This is a genomic window from Microbulbifer maximicatervae (SeqCode) (genome assembly GCF_052467615.1).
The window spans coordinates 2120125-2132199 of record NZ_CP174319.1 but is presented as its reverse complement, the minus strand read 5'-3'; the positions used below and the strand labels follow the sequence as shown (position 1 = coordinate 2132199).

Here is a 12075-nt window from a genome sequence, read left to right as displayed (position 1 = left end):
TAGAGGACTATTAACCATATCGATAAATCTCTGTATTGGATTCTGTGTGGGTTTTGAGTTGTGTGAAGCGACAAGGAGGTTACTATGCGCCTGCACTCAGCTGTCATTTTGGGAGCACTTATTTTTTCCATGGAGGCTATAGCCGATGACTATAGCGGTCTAGAAAACCCGTGGGGGTTTCGTCCATATGTTTCACTGAATGGTGGAGTTAATAGGCTGGAGGTTAAGCAGGATTATCGTACTGTAGGGGTATTTTATGACCCATATTTCTACTACGATTATTTTTACGAATATAGTTACTACAAAACCTCAAGTTCAGGAAGTGAGCCTTGGGGCAGCGTCGATATCGGGATCGACTTCAATGGCTACCCGTTTGAACTTCGCTTTAGCTATGGCAGAACAAATTTAGGGCGATCGATATCGGTAGAAAATATCGATTATATTGATGACGAAGTTACAGTTGTTGAGCGATACCAGGTCGATCAGAAACATCGCTTGGATGTATTTTCAATTACAGGAACTCTGGATTTATCTTGGTATTGCGACAGGTCCTGCATGTATTTGTTGTTGGGCTATAGTTTTGCGCAGCTGGACTGGTCATATACCATGGATGAATTTTACGCTGGTGGTAACTATTATGGGTCAAATGAATTCAGTAAAAGCTATTTCCATGTAGGTCTAGGTGCGCGATACAACTTTAATAACTCTTTCCGTATAAGTGCCGAATACATGCTGCATAATGTTGGTAAGGTGGGGGAGTATTATATAAATGACTTTGACCATATAGAATTTGATTTAAGGAACCTTAATGTGTTGCAAGTTGGTATATCCTTTATATTCTGATTTATACTTCTTGTTCATTTAAAATGAAAGTATGGGTTAAAGCCATACTTTCATGAATATGGGTGCTCAATCTCTCAAATAGTACTAATCGATAAGATCTAAGAGCTTCCTCTTATCAACTTTCCCGACTGCGGTAGCCGGCAGACGAGATAACACTTTAAGCTGCTCAGGTAGCTTAAAGCTGGCCAGGCCCCTTTCGGTTAAGAAGTCGCGCAACGTTTGCAAGCTTGGCGCTTTATCCGTACATACGATAGTCGCTCCAACTTGCTCTCCCATCTCTTGGTCTGGCAAAGCGATGATAGCTGCTTGTTGGATGCTGGGGTGGGCGAGTAGATGCTCTTCAATTTCGTCACATGCAAATGTTTCCCCGCCCCGATTTACAACATCTTTGAGTCGTCCAGTAACTACAATATTGCCATTGTCCAGAATGCGTACACGATCCCCGCTGCAATAGAATCCATCTGGGGTAAAAGCGCGTCGGTTATGTTCTTCTGCACGGTAATAGCCTCTCAGTGTATAGGGGCCGCGAGTAAGCAGTTCTCCTTCTTCTCCGGCTTTCACTTCCTGCCCGTACTCATCAACCACTTTTAGAGTATCGAGGGAACTCATAGGTCTTCCTTGAGTATTGGTGATGGTTTCATTGTTATCTTCGCGATGGGTGTAACAAATCAACCCTTCGGCCATTCCGAATACCTGCTGTAGTGCACCGGGAAAAGCATCTATCGCAGCATTGGCGTCAGTTGGACTCAGCTTTGAGCCACCAACTTGAAGTAAGCGGAGAGAGCTTAAATCAGCATCTTCCCATTCTGTCGCTACAGTCCAGACTTGAGCCAGTGCTGGGACCAGGGCTGTGGCGGTTACGCCGTAACGCTCTATCAGCTCAAAGCAGTAGTCCGGGCTTGCATCTTTGGTGAATATTACCTGCCCACCCATGGATAGCGTGCCCAGAATGCCGGGGCAACCCAATGGAAAATTATGGGCGGCGGGGAGTACTGCCAGATAGATTTCATCTTTTCCTAAATTACAAGCAGCCGTAGCGCAGGTAATGTTGTAGCGATAGTCATTGTGGGAGCGTGGAATAAGTTTCGGAAGTCCTGTAGTGCCACCGGAAACGAGGAATAGAGCTGGGGCGTTGGGGTCTACGGGAACAGGGGTGAAGCCTTGGCATTCTCTTCTGGGCAGGGAGGGGAATGTGTCATTTTCATCAGAACTGTATATGCCTCGCAAAGTCGGAGATTGCGAAGCAATTTGTTCTATCATGCTGTGACGGCTTGCATCACTTTCCGCTCCTGAAGTGATATAGATACTGGCACCCGAGACCTGTGCAAAATGGCATATTTCATTTTGGCGATGCGCAGGCAAAGCTAGTACAGGAACCAGTCCCGCTCGAAATAAGCCGAGCAGGGTTGTAATAAAACTGACCTGATTGCTCCACTGGAGTATTGCCCGCTCCCCAACTTTGTAGCCTTGTTCCACCAGGCCTGCAGCAATGCTATCGGCCTCATTAACCAATTCAGCATAAGTTAATTGATCCGATAGGTCCCGAACTGCGCATTGATTGGGAAAGTTTTTCGCATTACGTGTGATCAGCTCCCAAATAGGTTGGTTATCCCAAATTCCTTGTTGCTGATAGAAATCCTCTAGTTCCTTTGGGTGAGGCGTGTAACCATTAAGTAAATTATTTTCCATGCTGGTCTCCTGAAATGTTTGGGTGGAGCAGGGGAGTGTTTTTTTGAATCTTCTTCAGATTTCTAAATTAAGAATTAACAGTTAGTATTCACGGCTTCAAATTTCTTATTGAGATAAATCTATGTCCGGCGCTTGGCTACAAATCCCTCGCCCTCAACCTAAAGCGGCTATCCGACTTTTGTGTTTGCCTCATGCTGGTGGTACAGCATCACTTTATCGGCCCTGGGCGAAATTATTGCCAGATTCCATAGAATTGGTTCTCGTATGTTTACCGGGTAGGGAGCAACGCTGTAATGAAACTATGCCCACAAATATGCAAACTTTAATTGCTTTGTTAAGTAGGGCTATCAAACCTGTCATCGATAAACCCTGGGCAGTATTTGGGCACAGTATGGGAGCTACAGTTGCTCATGAATTGGCTCTCTCCTTGTATCGCGAAAAATTGTGCGGTCCTGAACACATATTTGTCTCTGCGCGCGAAGCTCCACAATTTCAAAAGAGTGGAAACGTACACCAGTTGAGTGATGAATCTCTGTGCCAACAACTCATTGAGCTTGGCGGCACCTCTCCTGAATTATTGGAAATTCCTGAGTTAAGGGCTCTACTACTTCCTACTATACGCCAGGATTATCGATTGATCGAAACCAGCAAGATGTCCTCGGACCAACTTTTAGATTGTCCCATCACCGCGATGCTAGGACGGGATGATCCTGAGTTGAGCACCGATGAAGCTCGGGGTTGGCAGCAGTGGACCAATGGTGAGTTCCAATTGAAAGAATACGCAGGTAACCATTTTTATCTGTCAGATTGTCCCGATCTGGTGGTTGGCCATATTGTTCAGAAGCTCCGCTTGGCCTAACTGCATGTAAAGTTAAGTTGGCCGTATAAAATCTTTCTGTTTCTTGTAACGCTATCGAAATTAATTGTCGGGAGAATAGGGTTGTTGAGCGGCCCTATATTCTCCATCGTTCAATAGATAGCGGATCTCTGCCTCGATTAATCCGGGATCATTATTTTTGATGATGTTCGAATTATTTCTCTTTAGTAACAAGTAGCACACACTCTCTCCACCCTGACGCCCAAATCCAAAACAAACATCCCGTTGATTTCGCAAATGATATGTTATAACGTTTCATTATCGATGGGAAGATGAACAGCTTAGGTGATGGAGTTTCTATGCAAGCAACGAAGCTACCAATGGAGTGTGAAAATCTGAATGAGATCCGCCAAGGTATCGATTCCATTGATCGCGAGATCATCAGGCTGTTGCAGCGGCGTATGGGGTATGTTTTGTCAGCAGCCCAGTTCAAGCCGGATGAAACGAGTATTCCTGCTCCAGACCGGGTTGCGGAGATGTTGATTGACCGCCGTCGTTGGGCTGAGAAAGAACAACTTTCCGCAGATTATATAGAGCAGCTTTTTACCGGGATTATTCACTGGTTTATCAATCAGCAAAAGCTGCATTGGCGCGCTGAGCGCGGCTTGCCAGTTGAGGAAGGTGTATGAAGGGCCGCTCTAAATATGCTGGCCTGGAAGCCTGTTTGCAGGAAGCGAAGTCCAGGGTAAGCCAGGGACAGCCAGAGGTTCTGGCATCTTTTTCATCTCCATGTCATAGACGCAACCCAATAGGGTTGTTTGCCTCCGGCTATCAGCATGAAAGGTTCGCGTCTCTGTGGGGTGTGCCCTCTAGAGATGAATATGCTGTGACCTTTGGCTCTGCCTGTGAATTTAGTTGTGCCCCAGGGGAATCTTGGTCTGAAATCCAAGCCAATTGGCAAAAATTGATGTCCTCCGCTGTGGTAAGCGGGGGGCATCGGCCGGTTTTGTGTGGTGGGTTTGCTTTTGATAGCCAAAAAGATTCCTCATCCTTGTGGCAAGACTTTCCCGCAGGGGCGCTTACGTTGCCTGAGTTGGCCCTTTACTGTGAAGGGGATCGCAGTTATCTGGTAATGAATTTTATCGTTACCGATCAAACAGAATGCAATCAGGCTGCGGAGCGGCTGAAGGCGCGGTGGCAGCATATTTTGTCTCGTAGCTCTGACTTTTCTGCGAATGACAATTTGTTTTCGGTGGAGTCTGATTTTAGCCAAAATTATGCAGGCCAAATGGCTTGGCAGCAGCGTGTAGTAGGCGCGGTCGAATCAATCAAGCGCAACGAATTTCAAAAAGTAGTTCTCGCTCGTTCTGAATCACTGAGCGCGGATTGCTGCCCGGGAAGTATTCTCGGATATTTACAAGAATCTTACCCCGATGCCTATTTATTTGCCTTTTCCCGCGGAAAAAGTTGCTTTCTTGGGGCTTCGCCTGAGCGCTTAGCGGCTGGTAAAGACGGGCGTATTAGCACAGTTGCTTTGGCCGGTAGCGCACCTCGGGGAAAAAACCCGGCAACTGATTATAAATTGGGGATATCTCTGCTTGACAGCGATAAGGACCGATTTGAACACGACCTGGTTGTCCAACATCTCCTTTCTATTTTGCGCAAATACTGCCACAGCGTAGCGGAACCAGAACCGCCCCAACTCTGTAAATTAAAGCAAATTCAGCATTTGCTGACGCCTCTAGAGGGATTGGTGAAAGATGGCGTAAATCTGTTGGATATCTTATCGGATTTACACCCCAGTGCTGCGGTGGGAGGCCTGCCGAGGAAAAAAGCACTGAAGTATATCCGTGAAAATGAAGACCTGGATCGCGGTTGGTATGCCGGACCTGTTGGTTGGCTCAATGCCGAGGGGGAAGGGGAGTTTGCTGTTGCGCTGCGTTCTGCACTTATTACTCCGGGCAAGGTAACACTATTTGCCGGTTGTGGCCTGGTTGAGGCTTCCCTTCCTACCCACGAGTATCGTGAAAGTTGTATCAAAATGCGTGTTATCCGAGACGCAATAAGGAGCGTATCTCTTGTCGCCGAAGCCGCAGAATAAATCAGAGCCAATCAGTCCGGCCAGTTTGTTAAAGGATTTAGTTTGTCAGGCTATTGATGCCGATATTAATGGCATTAATCCGCAGGATGACTTAATTGCACTGGGGCTCAACTCAGTACAAATCATGAAGATAGCTGGCCAATTAAGGCAGAAAAAGATCAAAGTAAAATTTGCTGATCTTATTGCAGTGCCTCAATTGGGAGCCTGGCTTTCTCTACCTCAGTTGGCTACTGGAACTGAAGAAAGTACCAGTGAACATTTATCTGTGCCGGGAGCCTTTGATGAAGGCACTCCCTTTGATTTGGCACCGATGCAACATGCCTATTGGATTGGACGAGACCCGAATCAATATTTAGGGGGCGTTGCCGCACACTTTTATCATGAGTTTGATGGCCAGGATGTAGTACCTGATCGATTGGAACAGGCTGTGCGCTCCCTATTCGAGCGGCATGGGATGCTGCGTGTTCAAATCCTCGATGATGGTCGACAGCAGATTCCCGCAGAAGTGAGCTGGCCCGGTTTAAAGGTTCATGATTTCAGGCATCAGGCTGCCGCAGAAGCGGAGCAGAGTCTTATCGCTGTTAGGGAGCAACTCTCCCATCGGCAGCTGGATATATCGCAGGGCGAGGTTTTTGATGTACAGCTCTCATTGTTACCTGCGGAATTAAAAGCTGGCGGCACACGCTTGCATATTAATCTGGATATGGTAGCTGCAGATGCCTTTAGTCTGCGCGTGTTACTGAATGACTTGGCCAAGCTCTATCTGGAACCAGAGCAGTCTCTGGTTCCGTTGAATTACAGTTATCCGCGCTACCAGGCTGACCGCAGCGCTCTTCACTCAAAGGAAGAGCGCCGAGCTGAGAAGCAGCAGGCCAAAGAACACTGGCAGGATCGCCTGGCAGATTTGCCCGGCGCTCCTCAATTACCCACTGCGATAGGTACTGAGTCTAAAGACACTCGTCGAGTTGTTCGGCGTCACTATAGCTTGTCTGCTGACCAGAAAAACCAGCTAGCGGAACTTGCGAGCCGTCACGGAATTACTTTGTCCATGACCCTGGCAGCGGCGCTTGCCGAAGTGCTTACGGTCTATAGCGAAGAGTCAGACTTCCTGCTGAATCTCCCCCTGTTCGACCGGGAATCTCTGCACCGGGATGTCAACTCCCTGGTAGGAGACTTTACTTCTTCGATCTTGCTTGCCTGGCAGGGCAGCCAGAGTGGGACCTTCGTTGAGCGTGCACAGCGTTTACAAGATAACTTCCGTCAGGATGTAGCGCACGGGAGTTATTCCGGCGTAGAGGTGCTGCGTGACCTCAGCAGGCAACAGGGACAAACGGTGTTTGCGCCGGTTGTCTTTACCAGTGCGCTTGGGTTGGGAGAATTATTTGGCGAGTCAGTTCGCAGTGCCTTTGGAGATGTCAATTGGATTATCTCCCAAGGACCACAAGTGTGGCTGGACGTACAGGTTATGGAACTCAAAGGTGGCCTGTCCGTAAACTGGGATGCGCGAGAAGCTGCTTTTGCTCCCGGCGTCCTGGATGGCATGTTTGCCGCCTTTACGCAGTTATTGGAATGCCTGATCGGTAGCCCGGAATTCTGGGCCCAGCCGATACCATCGCTGCTGCCAGCGGAACAAAAGCAGCAGCGCCAGCAGGTAAATTCCACAGCCAAGCCATACCAGCCTCACCAATTACACGAACATTTTTTTAGCAATGCCAAAAACTGCCCAGAAGCAGTGGCTCTCTATTGGAGCGGTGATCAAATCCGTTACGGGGAGTTGGCCCGCAGTGCTTTGGCGATGGCCGCGTATTTACAGCTTCAAGGTGTTGAGCCCGGTGATTTGGTCGGTATTTTATTACCCAAGGGACCGGAGCAGATTATTGCAGCCTTGGGCGTATTAGCGGCAGGAGCGGCTTATCTGCCGCTGGGTATAGACCAGCCACCGTTGCGTAGAGAGCGCGTGATAAAGCTTGCTGGAGCCAAGCTGGTTATAGATAACTTGTCTGTGCTCTCCGGTGTCGCGCCTTTATCCAAGCCTGTCGTGGGAGAGGCCAAAGATCTCGCCTATACCATTTTCACCTCCGGCTCTACCGGTGAACCCAAGGGCGTAGAAATTAGTCACGGGAGTGCCTGGAACACAATAGCGGACATTAACACGCGCTTTTTGGTTAACGAAAATGATCGAGTGCTCGCCGTATCAGCATTGGATTTCGACCTTTCCGTTTACGATATTTTTGGGCTCTTGTCCGCCGGCGGTGCATTGGTATTGGTTGAAGAGGAGTCCCGGCGGGATGCTGAGCGCTGGCATCAGCTGGTGTGCCAGCATGGCGTTACTGTGTGGAATACGGTGCCGGCGCTTTTGGATATGCTGCTGACTACGGGTGGTAATACCCCAGCTGGAGAGCTGCGCCTGGTATTAATTTCTGGCGACTGGATCAGCCTCGACCTGCCGGAACGGTTAAAACGAGTTAACCCAGGTTGCCGCTTTATCGCTTTGGGCGGCGCCACCGAAGCTTCTATTTGGTCGAACAATTTTGAAGTCAAAGAAGTTGATTCCTCTTGGCGATCTATTCCCTATGGTTACCCTTTGGCCAACCAGCAATTCAGAGTGGTGGATGCCCAGGGGCGTGATTGCCCCAACTGGGTGACAGGGGAGTTGTGGATCGGTGGTGCTGGCGTTGCCTTGGGGTATCGCGGTGCTCCCGGTATCACCGCAGCCCGTTTTGTGACAGATGAAGGTAAGCGCTGGTACCGCACCGGAGACTTGGGCCGCTACTGGCCGAACGGGTGCCTGGAGTTTTTGGGCCGCGCCGATAACCAGGTCAAGGTGCGCGGACACCGCATTGAACTCGGTGAGATTGAAGCGGCACTGACTGCGCACAAAGGGATTGCGCAAGCGGTCGCACTGCTGACTCAGCGAGGTGTGGTTGCGGTTGTCGTTCTGGAATCCAAATTATCGCAAGGGAATATAAATTCAGAAAAGTGCTTTGTTGATTTGCAGCAGTTGCAGGAACCTTTGAACGATTTGCGGGAGTTCCTGAGTCAACGATTGACCAGCGCCATGTTGCCCAGTGAGCTTTGCTGTCTCGCTGAAATACCGCTTACCGCCAATGGCAAAATTGATCGCGGCGGTTTACAGCAGTTTGCCGATGAATCCCTGTCGCAGCACCAGGCAAAGCAGAACCCACCGCAAGGTAAATTAGAGCAGCAGGTGGCTGCCGCCTGGTGCAAATTCCTCGATGTTACCGATATAGCGCGGGACGATAACTTCTTCGCACTTGGGGGTGACTCCCTGTTAGCAACCCGTGTTGTGCGAGACCTGCGCGAGTCTGGCTTTGAAGGTGTCACACTGTCGGAATTATTTAGCCAGCCCAGCCTGGCCGACTTTGCTGCGACATTAGTTCAAGACCTACCTGAGAACCTACAGCCAAATAAAGGCACTACCGAAATTGCTTCTACACCCTGGCAATCGGATAAGGCCAATCGGTACGCCGCTTTTGAACCTACCGATGTCCAACGGGCCTATTGGCTGGGAAGGGACCCCGAATTTGTTTTGGGTGGTATCGGTTGTCATTTTTATCGCGAATATGACGTTGTTGATCTCGATCTGGAGCGCTTGGAATCTGCGCTAAACGCTATGATTGCCCGCCATGAAATGCTGCGGGCTGTATTCGACAGCGAGGGGCGTCAGCGCATCCTTGCCGATGTGCCGAGATTTTCCATTGATGTTACAGAGGTAGACAGCGATCCAACTTCTGATTTTGCGCAACTTCGACAGGAGTGCGCTGAGCAGGTGTTTGAGCCAAGCCGGTGGCCACTGTTTGATGTCCGTGCTGTGCGGTGTGGCCGCAATACCCGATTGGCTATCGGTTTGGATAATTTGATTCTCGATGCTTTCAGTATTCTGCTGTTTTATCGTGAGTTAAATATCCTCTATCAGAGCCCCGATACTGATCTACCTTCTATCGAACTCTCTTTCCGCGACTATGTGCGCAATGTATTGCCACAAACGACCGTCGTATTTGATAGTGATCTTCCAGAAGGTCCCCTGGCTGCCGCAAAAACATTTTGGCAGAACAAATTATCGGAGCTGCCTCCCGCGCCCCAGCTGCCCATTGTGCGGGAGCCGGCATCCATTGAGCGCCCGCACTTTGTGCGTCATCAACAGCATATTGATAAAGGGACCTGGCAAAACCTGGTTGCACGCGCGGCTGAGCAGGGAATCACGCCGTCAAGTCTGCTTCTAACCGCTTTTGCCGAAGTGCTTAGCCGCTGGAGCAGTCGCCCCGACCTGAGCCTTAACCTTACCTTGTTCGATCGCCGTGAAGTCCATCCGGATATCTATCGGGTGATGGGGGATTTCACCTCCCTGACACTGGTGGGTTACCGGCCAGAGGCCGGTGACAGCTGGTTGGTGAGAGCGAAAAAAATACAAGGGGAAGTTGGCGCGGCCCTGGAACATCGCGATATTTCCAGTGTTAGCCTGATGCGGGAATTAGCCCGCCGACAGAGCGATGCGGAAGCCACAATGCCCGTGGTCTTCACCAGTGCCCTGGGTATTCCCGGTGGCACAGCGGCACCGGAGGATGGGCCTCTGCGGAAACCTATCTGGGCCCTGACACAAACACCGCAAGTCTGGCTGGATCACCAAGTGGTCGAAGTCGAGGGTGGCGTTTTCTTAAATTGGGATGTTGTCGAAGCGCTTTTCCCAGAGGGGATGTGCGCGGAAATGTTCCAGGCCTATATCGGCTTGCTCCAATGGGCGGGTGACGCTGAATGGGATTCCACACCGCCTGATTTATTACCCAGTGCTCAACGGGAACTGAGAACCCAGCTTGAAAAGCGTACCGCGATTGACCCAACGGATAATTTGTCGCAGCGATTTTTCCAGCAAGCAAAAGCGAACCCTGAGAATATCGCCTTGTATTGGGGGGACGATAATTCCCTGAGTTATGGCGTCCTGGCAGAGCGTGCTTTACGTATCGCTGCCTGGTTATTGGAAAGTCAGGTTTCATCTGCCGAGGTGGTGGCCGTCAACCTGCCGAAAGGGCCCGACCAGATTGCCGCTGTTCTGGGAGTACTCGCAGCGGGAGCCGCTTACTTACCTGTCGGTATCGATCAACCGCAGGCAAGGCGCGAGTCAATGTTGCGCCGTGCCGATGTAAAAGTGGTACTCGACCAAAGTGCAATTCAACAGGCCGAACAGTTCGCTCCTATAGATAAGCCTATTGCAACAGAACCCAAGCAACTGGCTTATATCATTTTCACTTCCGGCTCCACGGGCGAACCCAAGGGCGTCGAGATCAGTCACGGTGCTGCCTGGAATACCATTGCGGATATCAACGAACGCTTCTCTGTTGATAAAAATGATCGTGTATTGGCCATTTCAGCCCTGGATTTTGACCTCTCTGTTTACGACATCTTCGGACTGCTATCGGTCGGTGGTGCGCTGGTATTGATTGATGAGGAGGACCGGCGGGATGCCGAGTGCTGGCATCAACGGGTATGTCACTACGGCATCACCATCTGGAATACGGTACCGGCGCTACTGGATATGTTACTCACTGTCGGTGCCGCTACACCGCCTGGCAATTTGCGTTTGGTATTAAATTCCGGCGATTGGATTGGCCTGGATTTACCCCAGCGCTTAAAACAAGTACAGCCCGATTGCTGTTTTATTGCACTGGGTGGCGCCACTGAAGCTTCTATTTGGTCTAACAGTTTTGAAGTTGTAGAAGTCGACCCAAGCTGGCACTCGATCCCATACGGATACCCCCTGGCCAACCAGAAATTCAGGGTGATGGATACCCAAGGCCGCGACTGCCCTGACTGGACAACGGGAGAGCTGTGGATCGGTGGTGAGGGTGTCGCCATGGGCTATCGCGGGGCGCCCGAATTGACCGAAGCGCGCTTTGTTACAGTCGATGGTGAGCGTTGGTATCGCACAGGGGATCTTGGACGCTACTGGCCGAATGGATGCCTGGAATTTTTGGGGCGCGCCGATAGCCAGGTGAAGGTCCGTGGCCATCGCATAGAGCTGGGTGAAATTGAAACGGTATTTAATCGTCAGATGTTTGTGCAGCGCGCGCTGGTGTTGACCACAGAAGAACAACAGCTGGTCGCTGCCGTTGTGCTCAAACCTGAATGTCCTTCAACTTTTAGTACTGATGACTTGCGCGAGTATCTTCGCTGTCACCTGCCTTCCTATATGGTCCCGGATTTCATAGTGACTTTGCCGGAAATGCCCCTAAGTGCAAACGGCAAATTGGATCGGGCTTCAGTATTAAAGCTCGTGCATGCGGTGGAAAAACCGCAACAGGACAAGGCGGCTGAGCTGGCAACAGATAACGAGCGTCTGGTAGCACTGATCTGGCAGGAACTTCTTAACCTGCCAGCGATAAACCGCGATCAAAATTTCTTTGAATTGGGTGGCGATAGTTTATTGGCCACCCGGTTTATCGACCGCTTAAAACAGCAACACCGCTTGCTGCTTCCCCTCAGACGTTTATTCGCCTCTCCGAGACTGGCAGATGTTGCCGGTGCCCTAAGTGCAATGGAACCGCTAGTGGATGTTGATCCCGATACGGTGGAAGAGGGTGTGATATGAGCTTGTTGGCAATTTTATTTT

6 protein-coding genes are annotated in these 12075 nt (G+C 50.1%); 5 read left to right on the top strand and 1 reads right to left on the bottom strand.

Annotated features, from left to right (window positions below; all coding sequences use genetic code 11):
• Positions 1-84 precede the first annotated feature (84 nt).
• Entirely contained in the window at positions 85-843 is a 759-nt protein-coding gene (locus tag ACJJIM_RS09580; protein WP_413662066.1) for a hypothetical protein, read from the top strand.
• Between the two features lie 84 nt (positions 844-927).
• Here the strand turns inward: ACJJIM_RS09580 and ACJJIM_RS09575 are convergent, their stop codons facing one another.
• The gene (locus ACJJIM_RS09575; RefSeq protein WP_413662065.1) at positions 928-2532 is read right to left on the bottom strand and encodes a (2,3-dihydroxybenzoyl)adenylate synthase; all 1605 of its coding nucleotides are present in this window, start codon (positions 2530-2532) and stop codon (positions 928-930) included.
• Positions 2533-2653: 121 nt separating this feature from the next.
• Between ACJJIM_RS09575 and ACJJIM_RS09570 the strand changes: the two genes are divergently transcribed.
• From ACJJIM_RS09570 to ACJJIM_RS09555, 4 genes are all read left to right on the top strand, one after another.
• On the top strand, positions 2654-3391 hold the full coding sequence (locus ACJJIM_RS09570) for a thioesterase II family protein (protein ID WP_413662064.1): 738 nt from the start codon (positions 2654-2656) through the stop codon (positions 3389-3391).
• Between the two features lie 317 nt (positions 3392-3708).
• Positions 3709-4038 (top strand): isochorismate lyase, encoded by a 330-nt coding sequence (locus ACJJIM_RS09565; protein WP_413662063.1) that lies wholly within the window; start codon positions 3709-3711, stop codon positions 4036-4038.
• Positions 4035-5450 carry an isochorismate synthase gene (locus ACJJIM_RS09560; RefSeq protein ID WP_413662062.1) on the top strand — a complete coding sequence of 472 codons (1416 nt, stop codon included), beginning with the start codon at positions 4035-4037 and terminating at the stop codon, positions 5448-5450. The genes ACJJIM_RS09565 and ACJJIM_RS09560 overlap by 4 nt, the downstream gene beginning before the upstream one ends.
• A complete protein-coding gene (locus ACJJIM_RS09555) occupies positions 5428-12054 on the top strand; it encodes an amino acid adenylation domain-containing protein (RefSeq protein ID WP_413662061.1) in 6627 nt (2208 codons plus the stop codon). Before ACJJIM_RS09560 ends, ACJJIM_RS09555 begins: the two co-directional genes overlap by 23 nt.
• Positions 12055-12075: the final 21 nt, after the last annotated feature.